This window comes from Pseudonocardia sulfidoxydans NBRC 16205 (assembly GCF_007989085.1).
Classification (GTDB): Bacteria; Actinomycetota; Actinomycetes; order Mycobacteriales; family Pseudonocardiaceae; genus Pseudonocardia; species Pseudonocardia sulfidoxydans.
Genome location: NZ_BJVJ01000001.1, coordinates 160,513 through 182,518, shown reverse-complemented (window position 1 = coordinate 182,518; position 22,006 = coordinate 160,513). Strand labels below are relative to the sequence as shown.

The 22,006-nt window shown below is 71.5% G+C and carries 18 protein-coding genes; 10 read left to right on the top strand and 8 right to left on the bottom strand.

Annotated elements, in window-relative coordinates:
* Positions 1 to 69: 69 nt before the first annotated feature.
* From PSU4_RS32125 to PSU4_RS00785, 6 genes are all read right to left on the bottom strand, one after another.
* Entirely contained in the window at positions 70 to 1,101 is a 1,032-nt protein-coding gene (locus PSU4_RS32125; protein WP_147101648.1) for an ABC transporter ATP-binding protein, read from the bottom strand.
* Complete coding sequence (locus PSU4_RS32120) at positions 1,098 to 2,153, bottom strand: ABC transporter ATP-binding protein (RefSeq protein WP_246114876.1); 1,056 nt, start codon at positions 2,151 to 2,153, stop codon at positions 1,098 to 1,100. Before PSU4_RS32120 ends, PSU4_RS32125 begins: the two co-directional genes overlap by 4 nt.
* Entirely contained in the window at positions 2,150 to 3,037 is an 888-nt protein-coding gene (locus PSU4_RS00800) for an ABC transporter permease (RefSeq protein WP_222596122.1), read from the bottom strand. Before PSU4_RS00800 ends, PSU4_RS32120 begins: the two co-directional genes overlap by 4 nt.
* A complete protein-coding gene (locus PSU4_RS00795; RefSeq protein WP_186816670.1) occupies positions 3,034 to 3,981 on the bottom strand; it encodes an ABC transporter permease in 948 nt (315 codons plus the stop codon). The genes PSU4_RS00800 and PSU4_RS00795 overlap by 4 nt, the downstream gene beginning before the upstream one ends.
* Before the next feature lie 80 nt (positions 3,982 to 4,061).
* On the bottom strand, positions 4,062 to 5,633 hold the full coding sequence (locus PSU4_RS00790) for an ABC transporter substrate-binding protein (RefSeq protein WP_186816669.1): 1,572 nt from the start codon (positions 5,631 to 5,633) through the stop codon (positions 4,062 to 4,064).
* A gap of 266 nt (positions 5,634 to 5,899) precedes the next feature.
* On the bottom strand, positions 5,900 to 6,769 hold the full coding sequence (locus tag PSU4_RS00785; RefSeq protein WP_186816668.1) for a LysR family transcriptional regulator: 870 nt from the start codon (positions 6,767 to 6,769) through the stop codon (positions 5,900 to 5,902).
* Positions 6,770 to 6,855: 86 nt separating this feature from the next.
* Between PSU4_RS00785 and PSU4_RS00780 the strand changes: the two genes are divergently transcribed.
* Positions 6,856 to 7,749, top strand: coding sequence for a TIGR03564 family F420-dependent LLM class oxidoreductase (locus PSU4_RS00780; protein WP_147101640.1), 894 nt, complete (start codon positions 6,856 to 6,858; stop codon positions 7,747 to 7,749).
* A gap of 73 nt (positions 7,750 to 7,822) precedes the next feature.
* Here the strand turns inward: PSU4_RS00780 and PSU4_RS00775 are convergent, their stop codons facing one another.
* Positions 7,823 to 8,926, bottom strand: a complete 1,104-nt coding sequence (locus PSU4_RS00775) for an LLM class flavin-dependent oxidoreductase (protein WP_147101637.1) — start codon at positions 8,924 to 8,926, stop codon at positions 7,823 to 7,825.
* Positions 8,927 to 9,897: 971 nt separating this feature from the next.
* On the opposite strand from PSU4_RS00775, the gene PSU4_RS00770 reads away from it, so the two are divergent.
* From PSU4_RS00770 to PSU4_RS00730, 9 genes are all read left to right on the top strand, one after another.
* Positions 9,898 to 10,899 carry an ABC transporter permease gene (locus PSU4_RS00770; protein WP_147101633.1) on the top strand — a complete coding sequence of 334 codons (1,002 nt, stop codon included), beginning with the start codon at positions 9,898 to 9,900 and terminating at the stop codon, positions 10,897 to 10,899.
* Positions 10,896 to 11,816, top strand: coding sequence for an ABC transporter permease (locus PSU4_RS00765; RefSeq protein WP_186816667.1), 921 nt, complete (start codon positions 10,896 to 10,898; stop codon positions 11,814 to 11,816). The genes PSU4_RS00770 and PSU4_RS00765 overlap by 4 nt, the downstream gene beginning before the upstream one ends.
* Positions 11,813 to 13,507, top strand: a complete 1,695-nt coding sequence (locus tag PSU4_RS00760) for a dipeptide ABC transporter ATP-binding protein (RefSeq protein ID WP_147101628.1) — start codon at positions 11,813 to 11,815, stop codon at positions 13,505 to 13,507. Before PSU4_RS00765 ends, PSU4_RS00760 begins: the two co-directional genes overlap by 4 nt.
* Positions 13,504 to 15,135 (top strand): ABC transporter substrate-binding protein, encoded by a 1,632-nt coding sequence (locus tag PSU4_RS00755; RefSeq protein WP_186816666.1) that lies wholly within the window; start codon positions 13,504 to 13,506, stop codon positions 15,133 to 15,135. Before PSU4_RS00760 ends, PSU4_RS00755 begins: the two co-directional genes overlap by 4 nt.
* 32 nt (positions 15,136 to 15,167) lie before the next feature.
* Positions 15,168 to 16,484 (top strand): NtaA/DmoA family FMN-dependent monooxygenase, encoded by a 1,317-nt coding sequence (locus tag PSU4_RS00750; RefSeq protein ID WP_147101622.1) that lies wholly within the window; start codon positions 15,168 to 15,170, stop codon positions 16,482 to 16,484.
* Positions 16,481 to 17,284, top strand: coding sequence for an alpha/beta hydrolase (locus PSU4_RS00745; RefSeq protein WP_147101619.1), 804 nt, complete (start codon positions 16,481 to 16,483; stop codon positions 17,282 to 17,284). Before PSU4_RS00750 ends, PSU4_RS00745 begins: the two co-directional genes overlap by 4 nt.
* Before the next feature lie 153 nt (positions 17,285 to 17,437).
* Complete coding sequence (locus PSU4_RS00740) at positions 17,438 to 18,664, top strand: LLM class flavin-dependent oxidoreductase (RefSeq protein ID WP_147101617.1); 1,227 nt, start codon at positions 17,438 to 17,440, stop codon at positions 18,662 to 18,664.
* Entirely contained in the window at positions 18,661 to 19,869 is a 1,209-nt protein-coding gene (locus PSU4_RS00735) for an acyl-CoA dehydrogenase family protein (RefSeq protein WP_147101614.1), read from the top strand. Before PSU4_RS00740 ends, PSU4_RS00735 begins: the two co-directional genes overlap by 4 nt.
* Complete coding sequence (locus tag PSU4_RS00730; protein WP_147101609.1) at positions 19,866 to 20,945, top strand: LLM class flavin-dependent oxidoreductase; 1,080 nt, start codon at positions 19,866 to 19,868, stop codon at positions 20,943 to 20,945. The genes PSU4_RS00735 and PSU4_RS00730 overlap by 4 nt, the downstream gene beginning before the upstream one ends.
* Positions 20,946 to 21,085: 140 nt before the next feature.
* On the opposite strand, the gene PSU4_RS00725 is transcribed toward PSU4_RS00730, so the two are convergent.
* Complete coding sequence (locus PSU4_RS00725) at positions 21,086 to 21,949, bottom strand: LysR family transcriptional regulator (RefSeq protein ID WP_147101606.1); 864 nt, start codon at positions 21,947 to 21,949, stop codon at positions 21,086 to 21,088.
* Between the last annotated feature and the right edge of the window lie 57 nt (positions 21,950 to 22,006).

Sequence of the window (22,006 nt, the reverse complement as noted above, 5' to 3'; positions counted from 1 at the left end):
CCGCTCGAAGGCGTCCGTAGGTGCAGCAGATTCACGATGTCCGCGTCCTTGCTCGATGGGGCCGGAGTCCTATCTCTGGCGTTCTCGCGTCACCCCGCTCATGTGACAAGCGACCGCGTACCCGCCGCCGTCGGGTTCCAGCACCGGATCGACCTCGTGACATACCGGGGCGGCGTGCGGGCACCGGGTGACGAAGTTGCAGCCCTGCGGCGGATGGGCGGGGTCAGGGACGTCGCCGGTCAACACGATCCGCGGGCGCGTCCGCTGGACCAGGGGGTCGGGCACCGGGATCGCCGACAGCAGGGCGCGCGTGTAGGGGTGCCGGGGCTCGAGATGGACCTGGTCGGCTGGGCCGATCTCCACGATCCGGCCGAGATACATCACCGCGATCCGGTCGCTCATGTGCCGGACGACGCTGAGGTTGTGGGAGATGAACAGGTAGGTGAGGTCGAGCTCGCGTTGCAGGCGGCGCATGAGGTTGAGCACGTCCGACTGCGTCGATACGTCCAGGGCGGACACGGCCTCGTCGGCTACCAGGAGGCGTGGCGCCACGGACAGTGCCCGGGCGATGGCGACGCGCTGGCGTTGCCCGCCGGACATCTCGGACGGGTAGCGGCTGAGGTGGTCCGGGCGCAGGCCGACCAGGCCGAGCAGCTCGCGGACGCGGTTGTCGCGTTCGCGGCGAGCCAGTTTGTCGAAGATTCGCAGGGGTTCACCGACCGACGTCCCGATGGTCTTGGTGGGGTCGAGGGAGGCGTAGGGGTCCTGGAAGATCATCTGCAGGTCGCGGCGGCGGTGGCGGAACGCCGAGCGTGACTCGGCGAGCAGGTCCCGGCCGTCGAAGTGCAGTCGCCCGGAGTCGGGTTCGAGCAGGCGCAGCAGGAGCCGGCCGGTGGTGGACTTACCGGAGCCGGACTCGCCGACGATGCCGAGGGTCTCGCCGGCCCGAATGGTGAAGCTGACGCCGTCGACGGCGCGGACGGCGGTGCCTCGCCTGCCCAGCAGGCCTCCGCCCCGGGGGAAGGACTTCCGCAGGTCCTCGACCTCGAGGAGCGGGGCCGGCTCGGTGGGTGCCGAGACCGCCTCGGCCGGCTGTCTCACGAGCTCCTCCGGTCCAGGTCGGCGCGGGCCGCCACGACGCGGTCGTCGACGATCCGCGACAGCTCGTCGAGCTCGCCGCGCTGGATGCGCAGGCAGCGGCTGGCGCGGGTGCCGTCGAGGGGGAGGAGGTCCGGTTCGACGATGTCGCAGAGCCCTTCCTGCGCGTGGCTGCAGCGGGGGTGGAAGCGGCAGCCGGGGGGCATACGGTCGGCGCGGGGCACGACGCCGGGGATGGAACTCAGGTCCAGGCCGGGGTGCGCGGACTGGGGCATGGCCCGCAGCAGCCCAGAGGTGTAGGGGTGCCGGGGCGAGGCGAAGAGCTCGACGGTGTCGGCCTCCTCGACCGGCTGCCCGGCGTACATCACGGTGACGTCGTCGCAGAAGTCGGCGACGACCCCGAGATCGTGGGTGACCAGCAGCACCGCCATCGACGTGGTTTCCTGCAGCTCGCGGAGCAGCGCGAGGATGGCGGCCTGGACGGTGACGTCGAGGGCGGTGGTGGGCTCGTCGGCGATGAGGAGCTTCGGACGGCACGAGATCGCCATCGCGATCATGACGCGCTGGCGCATTCCGCCGCTGAAGGTGTGCGGGTACTCGGCGGCGCGTCGTGCAGCGGCCGGGATACCGACCTCGCCGAGGACCTCGACGGCCCGCCGCCATGCGTCCTTGCGTGACGCGCCGGTGTGCACCCGGACCGTCTCGGCGATCTGCTCGCCGACGGTGTAGGCGGGGTTGAGGCTGGTCATGGGTTCTTGGAAGATCATGGCGAGCTCGGTGCCGCGGATCGGGCGCAGCTGCCTCTCGGTGAGGTCGAGCAGGTTCTGGCCGGCGAGCTCGATCCGGCCGGTGGGGATGCGGCTGTGCCGGCGCGGCAGCAGCCCCATCACGGCCAGGGCGGTGACGGTCTTCCCGGACCCTGACTCGCCCACGAGCGCGCGGGCCCCGCCCGGTCGGACGTCGAGGTGGGCGCCGTCGACGACTCGCTGCCAGCCGTCGTCGTCGGCGAACTCGATGCGCAGGTCGCGGATCCGCAGCAGCGGCTCCGGGCTCACCGGGTGCCCCGCTCGCGGCCGATGGCGTCGCGGATGCCGTCGCCGAGCAGGTTGAACGAAAGGACCGTGCACATGATCAGCAGGCCGGGGACGACCACCAGCCAGGGTCCGAGGAACTGCTGCTCGAACGCGGTGCGCAGCATCGCTCCCCAGCTGGGTTCGGGGGGCTGGATACCGAGTCCCAGGAAGCTCAGCGAGGCCTCGGCGAGTAGCGCGAACGACATCAGCAGGCTGGTCTGCACGAGCAGCGGCGAGCGGACGTTCGGCAGCACGTGCACGGCGACTGTGCGCAGGCTCGAGCAACCGACGACGGTGGCCGCCTCGATGTAGGTCTCCTCGCGCACGGCGAGCGTGGCCCCGCGCACGACCCGGAACAGTCGCGGCGCCGAGGCGAGGCCGACGGCGAGCATGGCGTTGACCAGCCCCGGGCCCAGCACCGCGATCACCGCGAGGGCGAGGACGAGCGCGGGGATCGCGTTGACCGCGTCGGCCAGCCGGCTGAGCACGGAGTCGACCCAGCCACCGACATAGCCGGCGGCGAGCCCGAACGAGACGCCGAGTGTGAGGGCCACACCGACCGAGATCAGCGGCGCGACCACCGAGACCCGGCTGGCGAGGAGGGCGCGGCTGAGCACGTCGCGCCCGAGGTCGTCGGTGCCGAACACGTACGGCCCGCTGAACGGGGGCAGGTAGCGGCTGTCGAGGTGCTGCAGGTTCGGGTCGAACGGGGCGAGCAGCGGCGCGAACACCGCACACACCACGACGAGCCCCAGGAACACCAGACACGCCAGGTTGACCTTGCTGCGCAGCACCCGCCGCGTGAACACCTGCATCGGCGAGCGGGCCCGGGCCGATGCGGGCTCGGGCGCGTCCACGACCGTCACGACTGCCTCACCTTCGGGTTGAAGTACAGGTAGGAGGTGTCGACCAGGAGGCTGACGAGCAGCACGAACAGCGTGATCATCAGGACGAGCCCCTGCACGACCGGGAAGTCCTGGTTGAGCACGGAGTCGATCGCGAGGGTCCCCAGCCCGGGCAGCCCGAAGATCCGTTCGATCACGATGGCGCCGCCGACGAGCCCGCCGAACTGCAGGCCCAGCACCGTCACGACGGGGATCGCGGCGTTCTTCAGCGTGTGCTTGACGACGACCAGCCGGGTCGGCAGGCCTTTGGCCACCGCCGTGCGGATGTAGTCCTGCTCGCTCACGTCGACGACGCCCGCGCGAGTCTGCCGGGTCAGCTCGGCCGCGGTGATCGTGCCGAGGGCGACGGCCGGGAGCAGCAGGTGCTGGAACCATCCGGTGAGACCGCCCTCGGCGATCGAGGTGTACCCGGCGACGGGGGCGAGGCCGAGCTGGAGGGCCACGACGTTGACCAGGATCAGGGCGAGCCAGAAGCTGGGCATCGAGATCCCCAGCGAGGCCACCGTCGTCGCGATGCGGTCGAGGGCACTGCCCGGGCGCAGGCCGGCAACGATCCCGAGGAGCAACCCGGCGGCGATCGCGAACAGCATTGCCAGCAGGGTCAGCGACAACGTCACCGGCAGCGCCTCGGTCAGCGAGGTGAGCACCGAGCGGCTGCTGAGCAACGAGGTGCCCAGCCCGCCCTGCACGACGTGCCACAGCCAGCTCGCGTACTGGGCGAGGAACGGCCGGTCGAGCCCGAGCTGGCGGCGGACGAGCTCGATCTGCTCGGCGGAGGCGTTGTCGCCGGCGGCGATCGAGGCAGCGTCGCCGGGGACGAGGTAGGTCAGCGAGAACGTCAGGAAGCTCACGATGAGCAGCACCGGGACGATCGCGACGATGCGCCGACCGACGATCGTGACCATCGGCAGTCCTCCTCTGCAGGCGCGGGGGCCGGTAAGGACGGTGGGTGGGGGCCGCCGGGTGCGCCGGCGACCCCACCCGGTCAGGTGGTCCTGACCTTCGCGGCACCGCGCAGCACATCGCTGCCTGCGGCGCCGTCGAACCTGTCCAGACCGACGACGTCGTTCTGGTAGCCCAGCGGCAGCGCGTGGTGGCAGAGATAGACGTGGACCGGGCCGAGCTCGAACGCGCGGGCGAACACGTGGTCGTAGAGCGCGGTGCGAGCGTTGATGTCGAGCGGGCCCGCGGCCTGGTCGATCAAAGCTGTCAGTTCGGGGTCGGTGAGGTTGCCCGGGTTGGACGACCCGCCCGTGAGGTAGTGCTGGGCGGCGAAGACGGACGGGTCGGTGTAGGAGGCACCGTCGCCGGCGTAGGAGTCACCCTCGCCCTGTCCGAACAGGACTCGGGCCTGGATCACGTCGACGACCCGCAGGTTCACCGTGATCCCGATCTCGGCGAGGTTCTGCTGGAAGAGGACGGCGCGGGTCTGGGTCGTGGGGACCCCGGGCACGAGCATGTCCATCTCGAAGCCCTCGGGCAGCCCGGCCCGGGCGAGCAGCTCCTTGGCCTTTGCGACGTTGCGCGTGTAGCCCCACTCCTCGCGTTCGGCATCGACGGTGGCGGAGTGGGCGAAGTAGCCCTCGGGGAACGGCTGCACGGTCTTGACGCAGTCGCCGTTGAAGGCGACCTGGGAGGTGGCGTCGCGGTCGATGGCCAGGCTGATCGCCTGCCGGACCTCCTTGGAGCCGAGCTTGCTGCGCGTGGGGTTGAGCAGGATCCGGGCGCCCGAGATGCTGTGCGCGCGGTAGAGGCGGATTCCCGCCGCCTCGGCCTCGAGTGCGGCGGGCCCCGCCAGCCGGGCGTAGTCGAGCGCGTCGGTGCGCAGCAGGTTGACCACACTGGACCCGTCGTTCACGGAGAAGACGAGCGTCTTGTAGCGGAAGGCCTCGGGATCCCAGTAGTCGGCGCGCCGGGTGAAGACGTACTCCGTCTTGGGCCGGACGCCGGTGAGGACCATGGCGCCGGCGCCCACCGGCTTCTGGTCGAGGTCGGGGTTCGCGAAGGCCGCCGGTGACACCATCATCCCGACCCGGGACGCCAGCACGTTCAGCAGTGCGCCGCCCGAGCCCGTCACGCGGATCGTCACGGTCGACGCGTCGGCGACGTCGACACCGGTGATCATCAGGATGTCGTTCTTGAGCCGGGACTTCTCGCTGGTCCGGTAGCGGTCGAGGTTCGCCTTCACCGACGCTGCATCGAAGGGCGTCCCGTCGGAGTAGGTGACCCCCTGGCGCAGCTGAAGTGTCAGCGCCTTGCCGTCGGGGGAGAGCTCCCAGCGGGTCGCCAGCTGCGGCACGGGTGCGCCGGCCTCATCGACAGCGGTCAGCCGGTCGTACGCCGGGGCGAGCCAGGGCATGTCCAGTTCGGACTGACTGGTCATCGGGTCGAAGGAGGTCGGCGGCGCCGTGCCGGCGTATCGGATCGTCGCGTCGCGGTCGATCTCGCCGGTGGCGAAGCCTGCGTCGGCACCGCCGCCGGTGTCCTGCTGCGACCGCGTCCCACCGCCGCACGCGGCGAGCAGGGTCGCGACGAGGGCCACCAGCACGGGCGCCACGATCCGCACACGTCGGGGCGAGGGGACGCGCCGATGGCGTCTCCGCCGGTCCGAAGCCGACCTAGCCATGGACTCTCCTATCGCCGGGTGACGGGCCGAAATCGGGAAGCCGCAGGCGGCGACCGACAATGGCCGTGAGTGGGATCCAAGATTTACGGAAGAGTATCCGCAAACTGATCATCTGGCTACCATCTGCCAGGCGCGCGCCCGTCCCTGGCGCGTGGCCCCGCACGTACGCCGCGGCACGAGTTCCACGCCGCGGCGGACTACCGGTTGTCGCCTCGGCGCGGGCGGAAGGCCTCGACGACGACGTCGGTGCAGCGTGCGTCGGGTGGCAGCAGGAGCCGGATCGGCACGGTCAGAGCCGGGTCGGCGGGACGGAGCACGACCGAGCAGGTGGCCGGGTGCCAGGTGTCGCCGTGCACCGCGGTCCACTCGCGACCCCCGGTGCCGATCTCGAGGGCGGCGTCGTCGACGGACACCACGTCGCGTCCACGGCGAGGGACCACACCGGTTGCGGCACACCAGCCGAGTACGGCGTCGTGGAGGACGGGATCGGCGCGCCGAGCCGGCAGCCGCAGCCGTAGATCGGAGAGGGCGGCGAAGGGGACCGCGCCCATCCGTGCCGTGTCGTGGGCGGCGGGGACGATCAGCGAGATCGGGTCGTGCCCCACGACCACGCCGCCGGGACCGGTCCCGCGCACGAGCGCGGCGTCGAGCGCCCCCGAGGCGACCCCGGCGGTGTTCGCCACGGCGTCGCCCTCGACGAGCACGAGCTCGCTCCCCGGCGCCGACTCGTACAGGGCGGTCACCCCGTCGGCGAGTCGCTTGTCGAGCCCGGGGGTCGTGCCGATCCGGATCGTGTGTCCGAGCCGTCGGCCGATCGTGTCGGCGACGTCGCGGACCCGGTCGATTGCCGCCAGTGCCGCGCGCACCTCCGCGAGTAGCTGCCGGCCCGCGGCAGTGAGCGCGACACGATGTGGCGAACGTTCCAGCAGACGCAGGCCGAGCTCGCGTTCGAGGCGACCGAGGTGTTGGCTCACGGCCGGCTGGACGAGCCCCAGCCTGGTGGCAGCCCGGCCGAAATGGAGCTCCTCGGCGACAGCGACGAACGAACGCAGCTCTCGCAACTCCACGTGACCTCCCACGATCATGTTGCGTGATCGAGCACAGCGTAGTTCGCCATTGCCGGGCAGCGGTGATCCGCGATCGGCTGGCCGCCATGAAGATCGGATTGTCGGTACGGGTGGACGGCCCGCTACCTACTGTGCTGCAGGAGATCGAGGACGCGGCGACCGCCGGGTTCGCCGGTGTGTGGATCGGTGAGATCAACCTGTGGGACCCGCTGACCGTGTTCGCGGCCCTCGGCGGGCGGGCGCCCGGTATCGAGCTCGGAACAGCGGTGGTGGCCGTGCCGCCGCGACACCCGCTCACCCTCGCCTCCCAGGTGCTCACGACTCAAGCCGCCACCGGCGGGCGGCTGGCGCTCGGCCTCGGGATGAGCCACCGGTTCGTGGTGCAGGAGCGCTACGGACTCCCGTTCGACCGGCCTGCTCGCCGGGTGCGGGAGTTTCTCGACGTCCTCGAGCCGGTCCTCGACGGCGCGGAGGCCCGGGCGGTGGGCGCGACCGTTGTCGGGTTCGGCGGGGTCGGGGCGCCCGGCGCGACCCGCCCGCCGGTCCTGCTGGCCGCACACGGGCCTCGCATGCTTGCGTTGGCGGGGGAGCGTGCCGACGGGGTCATCACGCTGTGGAGCCGGCCGGACTACGTGGCCGAGCACGTCGTGCCGGCGGTGACCGCGGCCGGGCGGGCGCCGCGGATCGTCCTGGGGGTCAACGCGTGCGTGACGTCGGATCCGGACGCAGCCCGTCGCGACGTGGCCGAACGACTGGCGGTCGCATCGACGCTGCCCAGCTATCGCGAGACGCTGGACAGGCAGGGCGCCGCTGGGATCGAGGACACGATCCTGGCCGGTGACGAGAGCGTCGTGGCCGAGGAGGTCCGCCGCTTCGCCGAGGCCGGGGTCACCGATCTCGTCCTCTTCCCGTCCGGTCCGACTGCCGACCACGACCGCACCACCGCCTTCTTCGCCGAACTGGCCCGCTCGGCACGGTGACTCGTCCGAGGTAGGCGCCACAGCGGCGACGCCCTCGACCGGTTCGAACCGCACACGGCGTCCGAAAGGACCATCAGAGATCGACGGCGCTGCGATGAGCACTCGGGTGACGGGGTTCGCGTGACGCGGGCTCACGCAGCATCGGGAGGAGGTTGTCGCCGATGCGGGCGACCTCGCGCAAGTACGGCGTGTCGGAGAGGATGAAGTGTGTGATCCCCAGGTCGGCATAGCGTTCGAGTGCCGCCGCCACCTCGGTGTACGAGCCCACGAGCCAGGTCGAACCGGCGCCACCGCCGCCGTAGTGGCCTGGTGCGGTGTACAGGCAGGAGTCGAGGACCTCGCCGCGCTCCGCCAGGGCCAGCAGCCGATCCTGACCCACGGATCCGCGGTGACCGTCGATGCCGATCGTGGGGTCTGCCGCCATGCGCGCCACGCGTTCCTCCGCGGCTCGCCAGGCGTCCTCCGAACTGTCGCGTACGACGACGGTGATCCTGAGCCCGAACTCCAGGGGTGGTAGCTCCCGCCCCAGCTGTGCGGCCAGGTGTCGCAGTCGGGCGATCCGCGCCTCGATGCCGTCGAGGGGCTCGCCCCAGAACAGTTGGACGTCGGCCTGGGTGGCCGACACCTTCTCGGCGGCGGCCGAGGCGCCGCCGAAGTACAGCCGGGGTGGCTGCCCCCCGGGGGGTCTGGGGACGACGGTGGAGTGTTCGACGCGGAAGAACTCGCCGGTGAAGGTGACGTCCTCCTCGGTCCACAGACGACGGACGAGGCGGAGGAACTCGTCGGTGCGGTCGTAGCGGCGGTCGTAGTCGGCCTCGCCGTCGCCGTAGGCGGCGAGGGCGTCGCGGCCGGTGACGACGTTGACCCATACTCGACCGCCGGTCAGCAGGCTCAGGGTAGCCGTCGCGGTGGCGAACTGTGCCGGTTGCCAGTAGCCGGGCCGGGCGGCGACGAGCGGCACGAACGACGAGGTGCGCGCCGCGATCGCGGTGGCGACGACGAAGCTGTCCGGTCGCCCCCAGCCGGTCCCGATCAGGGCCCCGGCCCAGCCGTGCCGTTCTGCGGCACCGGCGAGTTCGACGGAGTAGTCGAGGGAGCCCCAGCCGTCGACGGTGTCGTCGCCCCGGTGACCGGACTCGATCATGTTCGGTAGGTACCAGAGGAAATGCCGGCTCATACGACTGCTCCGATCTGCGGATCGTGGACGACGTGTCGATCGCGAGGGGCGACTATGGGTCGCCGTTGTGAGCGGAGACGCGACACTGTGGTGTCGGGCAGCGCACACGGCTCAGGTCGATCCTGGGCGGTGCGTAGCGGTCCGCTGATCCGAGTCCGGCCGAAGGGAACCCACTCGGTCGAGGTGGGTGGCCGCTCTCGGAGGGACGCACCTTCCGACGATCGGACCCTACCCCGCCCTTGCGGCCGACGACTCATGGTGAGCCGAGCTCCTCACCCGCACAGGTGATCGAGGTGCGAGGGCATGGTTCGGCCCTGGCGCTGTCTATGCCGGGGTGGGGCCCGTCGACGTCGAACTCGAGGTCCACGCGGCGAAAATGCAGCTCGGGATGCTGCGGCCGCACTGATCGTGACCTCTTATCGATTCCGATCAGCATTCGTCGTTGGACGAGCGCCCACTGGTGGGTTTTACTCCTTGTGTGGCGACGACACTGCTCATTCCCGCGACCGGACGCCGGTGGTGTGGGGCAGCGTCACTCTGCGCGATCGTCTCTGGTTGGGGCGGGAACCTGACGCAGCGTCGTTTCATCGACCACGGCACGGTGAACTCCGCGAGTTGTCGTACGCGTTGACCGTCTGAGCGTGGGCTCGACGTGGGCGCCGTCGGTCGCGGCGTCCACAGCCGTGCCGCAACCTCCCGCCCGGCCGGTGGTCGAGCGCTGCGCATACTGGTCGTGAGCGAGCGCAGGCGCTGAACGCTGCACGCGTCCGGAGCGCATCCAAGCGCGCCCGGTCGCCCGACGTCGCGCGGGTGACGTCGGTGTCGACCTCCGCGGTCGTCCGTTTGCGGGCGCGCGTCCGTCGTGTCCGCCCGGCCACGCGGCAGGGGGCCGATGCGTCTCTCGCGCATGAGCCGAACGCAGCCACACCCCCTGTCGGGGCTCCCGACTTCCTCTGTCTCGAGGTCTCATCGTGTCCGTATCCCAAGACGCCTCCGCCGGCCCGGCACCGGCACCGGCACCGTGGAGCGTGCCCCGCCGTCGTGTACGAGCCCCGGTCAGCTGGCGCTACATCGGCGGGCGGCTCGCCACCGGTCTCGTCGCCGTGTGGGGCGCCGTGACGCTCGTCTTCTTCGCGCTCTACGCGACCGGCAATCCGGCGATCCTACTGGTCCCGCCCGACGCGCCGCCCGACGAGATCCTGCGACTGACCCATCTGATGGGCTTCGACCGGCCGCTTCCCGTGCAGTACTGGAACTTCCTCACGAGCGTGGCGACGGGCACCTTCCCGGACTCGATCCGCTACGGCGCGGACCCGTTGCCGATCGCGCTGGCGAAGATCCCGGCCAGCCTCGCGCTCGGACTCACGGGCCTGCTGGTCGGTGTGCTTCTCGGCGGGGTGATCGGCTACGTGTCGGCAACCGCGCGTTCCGGCTGGTTGAGCAGGGTGCCGCTCGGGATCGCGACCGGTATCGAGTCCGTCCCGACCTTCTTCATCGGCATCGTTCTCATCATCGTCTTCGCCGTGCGGCTGGGCTGGTTCCCGGTGACCAGTACCGGCGACGCGGCCAGCATGGTGCTGCCGGCGTTGACGCTCGCCTTCGCGTTCATCCCGGCCATCGCCAGGGTGTTCCGGACCGCGCTGCTCGACGTGCTGCAGGCCGAACACATCCGCACGGCCCGCGCGAAGGGCCTGCCGCGGCACGTCCTCGTGTCGCGGCACGTCGTGGCGAACTCGTTGGGAACAACGCTCAACGTCGTCGGGATCCAGGCGGGTGTCCTGCTCGGTGGGGCTGTTGTCACCGAGTCGGTGTTCGGCTGGCCCGGGATCGGGCAGCTGTCGATCAACGCGGTCCAGAACCGCGATTACCCGCTGGTCATCGTGTGCGTGCTGGCGATCGCCGTCGGGTTCGTCCTCATCAATCTGGTCGTGGACGTCGTCGCGGCCGTCGTCGAACCGAGGTTGCGATCGTGAGTCTTGTACAGGTGACCGAGGCCGACGGCGGGTCCGCGGTCCCGACCGACGTCGGTGTGGAGGCCGAAGCCGGTCGCCGGCGCCTGCAGCGGCGCACGATCGGTGCCGGTGGCTGGGTGGGTGCGGGGGTCCTCGTGGCCGTACTCGCCACCACGCTGATCGGGCCCCTGACCTCCGGTGACCCCCTCGCGCAGAACTTCGACGCGATCCTCAGGGCGCCCTCGGCGGGGCATCTGTTCGGGACCGACGAGCTCGGCCGCGACGTCTTCGTCCGCGTCGTCTTCGGTGGGCGGACGGCGCTCGCGATCACCGTGGTGTCCGCGGTCGTCGCGTCGCTCCTGGGGCTCGTGCTCGCCCTGGCCGGGGCGCTGTTCGGTGGCTGGGTCGACGCGGTCACGAGCCGGCTCGCCGACGTCCAGCTGGCGGTCCCGTCGATCGTGCTCGCGATCGTCGTGCTGTCCTTCGTGGGCAATTCCTTCGTCCCGATCGTGTTCGTCCTGGTCCTCGGCTCGTGGGTACTCACGTTCCGGGTCATCCGTGGGCACGCCCGCGCCGTCGTCGCGCAGCAGTACGTCGAGGCGGCCCGGGTCGCCGGGGCCGGACGGTTCGGGATCGCGTGGCGGCACCTGATCCCGAGCGTCCTGCCCCTGCTCGCCGTCGCGTTCACCATCAACGCGTCGTCGGCGCTGCTGCTGGAGTCGAGCCTCGGCTACCTCGGCCTCGGGGTCCAGCCGCCCGACCCCGACTGGGGTCAGATGGTCGCCACCGGCCAGGCACAGATCTTCACCGCGCCCTGGATCGCGCTGTTCCCCGGCCTGGCCGTGGTCGCGACGGCGGTCGGCCTGCAGCTACTGGGCGACGGACTGGCGGAGCGGTTCGTGGGTGGACCTGTCACCAGGAGAGGACTCGCACGATGACCGCCGCACCACGGATGATCACCCTCGCCTCCGAGCTGCTCGGTCCGGTGCCCGCCGACGAACATGTCCTCCAGGTGGACGATCTGACGGTTGGCCTTCGGCCGGTCGCAGGCGACAGCGCTGAGTCGATCGTCGACGGGGTGTCGTTGACGGTGGCCGCCGGCCGTGCGGTGGGGCTGGTCGGTGAGTCGGGCTCCGGCAAGACGCTGACCGCCCTCGCGGTGGCCGGGCTGCTCCCGTCGGCGATCCAGGTGGTCGGTGGTCGCATCGAGCTCGCCGGCCGCGAGGTGACGGGCCTGGGGGAGCGGGACGCCAGGGCCCACCTCGCCGCTTCCGTGGGCGTGGTCTTCCAGAACCCGACCGCGTCCCTCAACCCGAGGATGCGCATCGCCGCCCAGCTGCGCGAGGCGCTGCCGGCCGGGACGATCCGTCGTCGGGCCCGGGAGCGGTCGGCCGATCTGCTGCGGGCGGTGGGCATCGCGGACGTGCACAAGACCCTCGGTGCGTTCCCGCACGAGCTGTCCGGCGGGCTGAACCAGCGCGTCGTCATCGCCATGGCGTTGGCTCGCGACCCGAAGCTGCTCGTCGCCGACGAGCCCACGACCGCACTGGACGTGTCCGTGCAGGCCCAGGTCCTGGATCTCATCGACGAGCTGCGTGAGCGGCTCGGCCTCGGTGTGCTGCTCGTGAGCCACGACATCGGCGTCGTCTCCGACCGCACCGACCACGTCTACGTCATGTCCGGCGGCCGGATCGTCGAGTCCGGGCCGACCGCCGAGGTTCTGGGCGACCCACACCACGCCTATACCCGACGGCTGCTCGCCGCGACGCCGAGCAGGCTCGAACCCGTAGGCGTCGCGGAGCGCGGGCAGCCTGTCGTGGAGCCGGCGGCGCCCGTGGCCGACCAGCTGGAGGTCCGCGACGTCCGGCGCACGTTCACGGTGCGCGGAAGCGCAGGCCGCGCACGTCACGTCGCCCTCGACGGGGTCGACCTGTTCGTCACCAAGGGGCAGGCGATAGGGCTGGTCGGGGAGTCCGGATCGGGCAAGACCACGCTCGCGCGGATCATCGTGGGCCTGGAACGGGTCGACTCCGGCGTCGTGTCCTACGAGGGGAACCCGCTCGCCCGGCACACCCGTGCGCAGCGCAGGCAGTGGCGCCGCGAGGTCCAGTACGTGTTCCAGGACCCCTACAGCTCGCTCGACCCCCGGCTGACGGTCGACCGGACGCTGCGTGAACCCCTGGAGATCAACTTTCCCGGGCTCTCGCGCGGCGACGTCGCCGCGCGTGTCGACTCGCTGCTCGACGAGGTGGAGCTGCCGCGAGCCTTCCGCGACCGGCATCCGTCCGAGCTGTCCGGCGGGCAACGGCAGCGGGTGGGCATCGCGCGGGCGCTGGCGACCGAACCGTCGGTGATCATCGCCGACGAACCCGTCTCCGCACTCGACCTGTCGGTGCAGGCCCGCATCCTCCGGCTCCTCGCGCGGCTGCGGATCGAACGCAACCTCACCTACCTGTTCATCTCCCACGACCTCGCCGTCGTCCGCTACCTCTGCGAGGACCTCGTCGTCCTGCGGGAGGGCTCGGTGGTCGAACGAGGCCCCACCGAGGACGTCCTGGAGCGACCCGCGAGCCCATACACCCGGGCGCTCGTCGACGCGATCCCCGGACGCGCCCTCGTCCGCTCGTGAACGACCCGGACACACCCACCATCCCCGGCCCGCAGCCGCAGAAGACAGGGAAACCCGTGATCCACAGACCATCCGCCCGCCGCAGGCCCGTCGTCGTGGTCGCTCTCGCGATCGCGGCGGTGCTCGCGACCGTCCTCTCCGCCTGCGGTGGCGCGGCCGGCAGCGCCGACACACCGACGGTCGGCGACGAGCTCCGGCTCGGGCTCTCCCGCCAGATCACCGGCATCAACCCGCACAAGGGCGGCTCACCCGACTCCTCCGGCTCCATCGTCGGGTCCATCTACGAGTCGCTGACCCAGATCGCCCCCGACCTGTCGGTGAAGCCCGGTCTCGCGACCGCGTGGACCAGCACCGACCCGCTGACCTGGCGGTTCACCATACGCACCGACTCGAAGTTCTCCGACGGGTCGCCGCTCACGGCCGACGACGTGGTGTGGAACTTCCAGCAGCTGCTCAACCCCGACTACAAGGGCACGTCCGGGGCGCCGCTGCGCAAGTACCTGAAGTCGGTCACGAAGGTCGACGACTCGACACTGCAGTTCAGCCTGTCCCAACCCGCGCTCGACCTGCCGGGCCGGCTCTGGACGATCTTCATCGTGCAGCCGGCGTTCGCACAGTCGCACAACCTCGACAACGAGGCACTCGGCAGCGGCCCGTACAAGCTCGACGAGCTCGACCAGGAGAACGGCGCCACCTTGGCGCTGAACACGTTCTACGCGGGTCCGAAGCCGGCGTTCGCCCACGTGACGTACACGGTGCTCGCATCGGAGGCGCAGCGCGTCGCTGCCCTGCGAGCAGGTGAGCAGGACCTGATCCTCAACCTGGACCCGCTGGACCTCGCGCAGTTCAAGGACTCCGACACCTACGACACCATCCTCGGCGTCGGCACCCAGCCGTTGACGCTCGCGATCAACGAGCGCAAGACGGGCACGCCGCTCGCCGACCCCCGCGTCCGGCAGGCACTGAACTACGCCACCGACAAGACCACGATCATCAACAGCCTGCTGCAGGGAGCGGTCGAGCCGCTGCCGGGCCAGGTCGTCTACGAGCCCTACCAGGCCCAGGACCCGTCGGTCAGCGCCTACCCGTACGACCCGGAGAAGGCGAAGCAGCTGCTCGCGGAGGCGGGTCACGCGACCGGTCTGACGCTCACCGTCGCGCTGTCCAGCGGCACCTATGTCTCCCAGGACGCGGCGACCCAGGCGATCGTCGCCCAGTGGGCGAAGGTCGGCGTCACCCTGAAGATCACGCAGCAGCCGTTCCCGGCGTGGCTGCAGAGCCAGTACGGGCCGGACGATGCAGCCGCCGACTTCTACTACATCATGTGGGGCGGCTCGTTCCGCGGCGACGTCACAGGCAACTTCGGTCCGTTCCGCAGTGACCACATCCAGAGCCACCTGCGCGCACCGGAGTTCGACGACCTGACGACGAAGGCGCAGAACGCCGCCACCGAGGCCGAGAAGACGACGTATGTCGACCAGGCCGTCGAGAACGCCCACTCGCAGGCGCACGCGATCTTCCTCTACCCCTCGCCCTTCACCGGCGTCGTGTCCAAGGGACTGCAGTGGACACCCAAGCCGAACCGCTACCTCTACGCCCAGCAGGTCGGCCGCGCCGCGCAGCCGTAGCTGTCTCCCACCCCTCCGACGAAGGCGGCATCATGACCGAACGCCAACTGTTCCTCGGCGGCTACGTGTTGTTCCCGAGCGGCCACTACGCCGGCGCCTGGCGCCATCCCTACTCCACCCGCGACTGGCTGGGGCGTGACTTCCTGCACCAGACAGCCCGCACCCTCGAGGCCGCGAAGTTCGATCTCGCGTTCATCCCCGAGACGGTGAGCCACAACCCGGACTTCACCCGGCACGGGCACTCCAACTCCATCAAGCACGACCCCGCCCAGGTGGCCGGGCAGATCGCCGCGGTCACCACGCACCTCGGCGTCGGCGTCACCCTGTCCACCAGCTTCAACGAGCCCTACAACCTGGCCAGGACGCTGCTCAGCCTCGACCACCTCTCCGGCGGCCGGGTCGCGTGGAACGTCATCCAGTCCCACGGCCCCGGGAACTATCTGAACTTCCCGCACGTCGAGGAGCTCTCGGGTGCCGAGCTCTACGACCGGGGCGACGAGTACGTCGAGGCGGTCCTGGCGCTGTGGCGGGCCTGGGAGGACGACGCGCTCGTGCAGGACCAGGAGTCGGGGCTGTTCGTCGACCCCACGAAGATCACCGTCCCCGACTACCGCGGCAAGTACCTCGCGGTGCGCGGGCCGCTCAACCTTCCGCCCAGCCCGCAGACACACCCGGTGATCATCCAGGCCGGCGACTCCCAGCGCGGGCGCACGTTCGGCGCCCGGTGGGGTGACGTGATCTTCGCGATCGAGCGGACCCGGGCCGACATGCAGGCCAAGAAGGACGACCTGAAGGCCAAGGCCCGCGCGGCAGGGCGCGACGCCGAGCGGATCCGCCTGTTCGCCGCGGTGCAGCCGATCATCGGGGAGACCCGGGAGATCGCGCTGGCGCGGCGGGACTTCCTGAGGACCCGCATCACCCCCGAGTCCGGTGTCCGGTTCTTCAGCCACTTCGCCCGGGTCGACCTCGCCGGTGTCGACCTCGACGCCCGCTACGTCGACGTCATCGAGGAACGGGCGACCGACGGACAGGCCGAAAGCCGGGCGATCGTCCAGCTCGACGAGCTGCTCGGCGCCCGCCGCGACCGCGTGACGATCGGGGAGGCCGGGGTGGAGTTCTCCACGAGCGAGCTGACCCCGCAGGTGGTCGGCACCGGCGAGGAGATCGCCGAGGAGCTCGCGGCGTACTTCACCTCGGGCGCCGCCGACGGATTCCTGATCACGCCCACGCACTTCCCAGGATCCTTCGAGGAGTTCGGGCGGGCCGTCGTGCCGCACCTGCAGCGCCTCGGGGTGTTCCGCACCGAGTACGCGGGCACCACGCTGCGCGAGAACCTGGGGCTGGCATGACGACGAGGACCGACACCGAGCTCGAGCTGACGAGTCGCTGGGGCGGCCGGCTCGCCGCCACCTTCACCCCCGGCACGGGTGACAGCGCGGTACTGCTGCTGCACGGGTTCCTGTCCGACCGGCGTGCGGGCGGTCGTTTCGACCGGCTGGCCGACGAGTACTCGGCGCTCGGGCACGCGGTCCTGCGCATCGACCTCAGCGGGTTCGGGTCGTCGGAAGGAGAGGTCGTCGACGCCGACCGGCTGCTCGACGACGCGCACGCGGCGCTCGACCACCTGGACTCGCGAGGGCTGACCCGCCAGATCCTGCACGGGCAGAGCCTCGGTTCGGCGATCGCGCTGCGGGTCGCGCCGCAGCGGCCCCACGTCGAGACCCTGGTCCTGACCGGCGCCCTCACCGGCGCCGGCAACGGGGACACGGCCTACCCGTTCCTCGACGACGAGCAGCTCGCGGCCTGGTACCGCGACGAGGACGTGCGGCTGCGCGTCGACGGTTCGGTCGACCGCACCCACGTCGTCGTCAACCGGCGCCGTCCCAAGCTCGGTGCGACCGGCACCCAGGAGGAGCTCCTGGGTGCGGTCGGCGTCCCGGTGCTGGTAATCCACGGTGACACCGGCGACCAGGAGGAGGCCCTCGCCGCGATCACGGCGGCGGGGGAGCACCTGCTGCCGGCGGGGTCGCGTGTCGTCGTGATCCCGGGGGCGACGCACACCTTCTACGAGAGCCAGGACGCCGTCGCCGCGCTCGTGTCGGAATGGGTGTCCCGACGCGTACCGGTCGCAGTACCGGACGCGACCTGATCAGCCATCGGCATCGTCGCCGACACAGTGACCGTCTCGTCGGCGGCACGGCGCCGAGAACAGCGATCTTCACGCGACTCCATCCCGCACACCCGAGAGGCGCCCGCGGCACCGCGCAGCCGTGGCACCCCGACGTTCCTCCAGGAGACCACAATGCCTGCGCCGACCCCGTCGCCCGATTCCGACCGCGCCGTGCCGCCCACGGCGGCACGGAAGGTCGAGTTCATCAGCCAGTCGCACCTCAACCCGTCGACGGAGCTGAACCCCGTCCCGACGCGCGGGATCGACCCGGCCTTCTTCCGCACCTACGTCCGGACCCTGGAGGCGGCGGGCTACGACTACACGTTGCTGCCCTATGGTTCCGCCGGCCCCGACTCGTTCGTCGCGGCGTCCGCGGTCGGGCAGCTCACCGAGCGACTTCGCCCCATCGTGGCCGTCCGGCCCAACACGGCGTTCCCGCTCGTCGTCGCCCAGCAGCTCGCCACCCTCGACCAGCTCACCGAGGGCCGGGCCGTGGTGCATCTCATCAGCGGCGGCAACGACACCGAGCAGGCCCGCCAGGGCGACTACCTGCCCAAACAACGTCGCTACGCCCGCACTGCGGAGTTCATCGACCTGCTGCGCCGGGCGTGGACCGAGCCGGCGGCATTCAGCCACGAGGGCGAGTTCTACCGCTTCGACGACTTCGGTCCGGGACTGCGGCCCCACGGGGACAGCATCCCGATCTCGATCGGGGGCCAGTCGGACGAGGCGTTCGAGATCGGCGGCCGGCAGGCCGACGTCTTCAGCTTCTGGGGCGAGCCGCTCGCCGACATCCGCGCCCAGATCGACCGGGTGCACGCCGTCGCCGACACCGCGGGCCGCCCCCGACCGCGGATCTGGGTCACCTTCCGGCCCATCGTCGACCGCACCGACGAGCTGGCCTGGCGCAAGGCCTACGCCTACGCCGAACGGATCGGCCGGACCTTCCGCGAGGGCTCCTACGGCCTGCGCCCGTTGACCGGCCCCGGCACCCCGCAGAACGTCGGATCACAGCGGGCCCTGCACTTCGCAGCCGGAGCGGACGTCTACGACCGTGCACTGTGGACCCGTACGGCCGCCGCGACGAACGCCGGCGGCGCCTCGACCGCGCTCGTCGGCACGCCGGAGACGGTCGCCGCGGCGATCCTCGACTACGTCGACCTCGGTGCGGACCTGGTCTCGATCCGCGGCTACGACAACCTGGCCGACGCCCGGGACTACGGCACACACGTCATCCCCCTCGTCCGCCAGGAGCTGGCCCACCGCGAGGCGACCGGGCTCCGTGGCGGCCTGCAGGTCGACCACCAGGGCGCGTTCGCCCCCGGCTTCGACGCCGACGCCCTGGCCGGTGTCCGGTGACGGTGTCCACGGCGGTCGCACCTCTGACCCTCCCGGTGCCGGACCTGTCCGACGACGGCCTGGCCGCGGTCACGGCCGAGGTCGCCGTCACCGCGGAGGAGTACGACCGCAGCGGCGCCGTCCCCACCCGCGGGATCGAGGCGGCGCACCGGGCGGGGCTGCTCACCGCGACCGTCGCCCAGCGCGACGGGGGACCAGGCGCGTCCCCGCTCGACGTCGCACGCATCCTCGTCGCCCTCGGCGAGGGCGACCCCTCGGTAGCGCTCCTGGCCGCGAACACCCTCGCGACCCACGCCGGTCAGGCCACCGCCCGGCACTGGCCGGCAGCCGCCTACGCAGACCTGTTGCGGCGCAGCGCAGACGGGCCCGCGCTCGTCAACGCGATCCGGGCGGAGCCGGAGCTGGGCGCGCCCGCCCGGGGTGGGCTGCCCGCCACCGTCGCCCGCCGCACCGCCGACGGCTGGTCGGTGTCCGGGCGCAAGGCGTACGCGACGGGCGGCACGGCGCTGGCCTACCACGTCGTCTGGGCCGTCGCGGACGAGCCGCACGGCGACCCGGGCCGGCCGCGAGTCGGGCACGTCGTCGTCCCCGGAGGGGCGTCCGGGATCACCTGGATCGACACGTGGGACCACCTCGGCCTGCGTGCGTCGAACACCCACGACGTCGTCTACGACGAGGTGCGCGTCCCGGACGACGCGTTCATCGAGCTCCCACGCGTCGACGGTGTGTACCGCGACCTCGCGACCGCGACCAGCCCGACGAGCTTCGGCTACCCCGCCCTCTACGTCGGCGTCGCCCGCGCGGCCCGCTCCGCGTTCGTCCGGTTCGCCCGCGACCGGGTCCCGACGGCGCTGGGCAGGCCGATCGCCGAGACCGACCGCATCCAGGCGGTCGCCGGTGAGATCGACGCCCAGATCGCCCAGGCCGAGGCTCTGCTTTTCGGGACGTTGCTGCGGATCGAGACCGGCGATACCCGCCACCTTGCGCAGCTCTCCCTGATCAAGGTGCAGATCGGCCGCTCGGCCGTCGCCGCCGTCCAGACGGCGGTCGCCGCGCTCGGCAACCCGGCGCTGAGCCGGCACCTGCCCTTCGAACGCCATCTGCGCGACGTGCTGTGCGTGCGGGTCCATCCGCCACAGGAGGACGCCGCACTGCTCGCGGCCGGTCGTCGGCTGCTCGTCCCGACCGCAGGGGGTACCGCATGACCGCGACGGCCGTCGAGCTGCCGGAGCAGCGCGTGACGACACGACTGGGGTTCAACACCCGTGTCTCCTGGACCGACGACACCGGGCCGGGGCAGGGGCTGCGCGACGGCATCGCGCTCTATCGGGCCGCCGAGGAGCTCGGGTACCAGTCCGGCTGGGCCTACCAGCGTCACTTCGACCACTACCTGTCCTCGCCGCTGCCGTTCTTCGCCGCGGTCGGGCAGCACACCGAGCGGATCGCACTGGGCTCCGCGGTGATCCCCATGCGCTACCAGGACCCGATCCTGCTGGCGGAAGCGGCAGGCACCACCGATCTGCTGGTAGGCGGACGGCTCGAGCTCGCGCTGGCCACCGGGAGCCTCGCCGGGTGGGACCCGATCTTCGGCGGAGTGGCCACCGATGCGCGGACCGAGGCCCGGCGCCGGCTCGAACGGTTCCTCGCCGCCGTCGACGGGGAGACCCTGCACGTCGTCGACGGAGCAGGGCAGGGCGCTCCCGTCGGGACGCCCATCCGGGTCACGCCGCACAGCCCGGGCCTGCGTGGGCGACTCCGGCACGGCGCGGCGAGCGTCGGGTCGGCGGCGGAGGCCGCGCGGCTGGGGCTCGGGCTGATCGTCGGCACCGTGCTGCGTGGGCTCGAGCCGGGGGAGGGCTTCTCGCAGTACCAGGCCAGGGTGATCGAGACCTACCGCACAACGTGGCGGGCCGAGCGAGGCACCGAGCCGCCGCCCGTCGCCGTCGCGGCGTCGATCCTGCCCGGCACGACCGCGGCGCTGCGGGAGACCTACGCCGCCTACGACCTGCAGCGGCGCACCGACGGGATGGCGGCCTCACGCCCGCGAGGCGCCCTCGAACCGGTGATCTCGGCCGACCTGCCCGACGGCATGTCGATCAGCCCGGTCCACCACGGCGACCCCGACGGCGTCGCCGGCGCGGTGCTCGCCGACCCCGGTCTGGCCGCTGCCGACGAGATCGTGCTGTTCCTGCCGCCGGCGTTCGGCCTCGACGCCAACGTCCGGCTGATCACCGACCTGGCCCGCGAGGTCGCCCCGGCGCTCGGCTGGTCACCCGGCTGAACCGAACCGTCGAACGGGGAGCGCGCGCGGAACGGCGGCACGGGCCCCTCGTGACGGGTGAGTCGCACCGCCCCGGCCACTGTCCGAGACGAGTTCGCATCACGACCGATCAGTGCGCGTGATCGGTCGGGACCATCGCGTCAGGCTGGGACCAGGATCGTGCCGAGCGCCCGGGCCGCGGCGTCGCGCAGCCGGGGGTCGGACCCGGGCTTCGCACGCAGGTGCAACGGTTCCGGCCGAACCGGGGGGAGGTCGTCGCGCCGTTCGAGGCCCTCCGGGACGCTGCCCGAACCTGCCAGGAGGACGACGCCGAGACCGGCGCGCGCGGCGTTGAGGACCCCGGCGAGGTAGGCGGCCTCACCCACCACCGTCGCGGACAACGCGTTGTCCGCCAACGTCTCCAGGGCACGCCGCCGGATGGTGCAGGGGCTGTCGATCACGAGGAGCGGGATGGGCGACCCCGGCGCGGGCCTGCGCCAGCCCGGAGCCGCGTACCAGGTGAGTGGCAGGGAGCCCGCCGACACGCTGTCGGAACCGCGCACGTCGCCGATGTACATCGCGAGGTCGAGCGTGCCGCGCTCGATGGCGTCGTTGAGCCGGTCGCTGCGGTCGAGCCGGAAGCGCACCGCGGAGTCGGGGAAGACCTCGCTCACCGCACCGGAGACGAGGCCGAGGAGCTCGTCGGCGGCGTGCTCGGTGGTACCCAGCACGATCGACTCGCGGGTGTCGCCGACCCCGATGCGGCGCAACGCCTCGTCGTGTACCGCGATGATCCGCCGCGCCTCCCCGACGAGGGCCTCGCCCTCCGGGGTGAACCGGCTGTTGCGGCCGACGCGCTCGACCAGCGGTCTCCCGACGGCCTTCTGCAGGCGGCGGACGTGCTGGCTGACCGCCGGCTGGGACAGGACGAGGTGCTCGGCGGCACGGTGGAAGCCCCCGCAGTCGGCGACGGCCACGAGGCTGCGCAACGCGACGATGTCGAGAACGACGGTGGGGACGGCCATTCCGCGACGCTAACACCGACCGATCGCGTCTCGTGATCGATTGTGATGCGAATTCGT

Bases quoted from the DNA above. Each gene is read 5' to 3' on its own strand.
- PSU4_RS00795 (WP_186816670.1), bottom strand. From the start codon at position 3,981: ATGGTCACGATCGTCGGTCGGCGCATCGTCGCGATCGTCCCGGTGCTG.
- PSU4_RS00780 (WP_147101640.1), top strand. From the start codon at position 6,856: ATGAAGATCGGATTGTCGGTACGGGTGGACGGCCCGCTACCTACTGTG.
- PSU4_RS00775 (WP_147101637.1), bottom strand. From the start codon at position 8,926: ATGAGCCGGCATTTCCTCTGGTACCTACCGAACATGATCGAGTCCGGT.
- PSU4_RS00760 (WP_147101628.1), top strand. From the start codon at position 11,813: ATGACCGCCGCACCACGGATGATCACCCTCGCCTCCGAGCTGCTCGGT.
- PSU4_RS00750 (WP_147101622.1), top strand. From the start codon at position 15,168: ATGACCGAACGCCAACTGTTCCTCGGCGGCTACGTGTTGTTCCCGAGC.
- PSU4_RS00745 (WP_147101619.1), top strand. From the start codon at position 16,481: ATGACGACGAGGACCGACACCGAGCTCGAGCTGACGAGTCGCTGGGGC.
- PSU4_RS00740 (WP_147101617.1), top strand. From the start codon at position 17,438: ATGCCTGCGCCGACCCCGTCGCCCGATTCCGACCGCGCCGTGCCGCCC.
- PSU4_RS00730 (WP_147101609.1), top strand. From the start codon at position 19,866: ATGACCGCGACGGCCGTCGAGCTGCCGGAGCAGCGCGTGACGACACGA.
- PSU4_RS00725 (WP_147101606.1), bottom strand. From the start codon at position 21,949: ATGGCCGTCCCCACCGTCGTTCTCGACATCGTCGCGTTGCGCAGCCTC.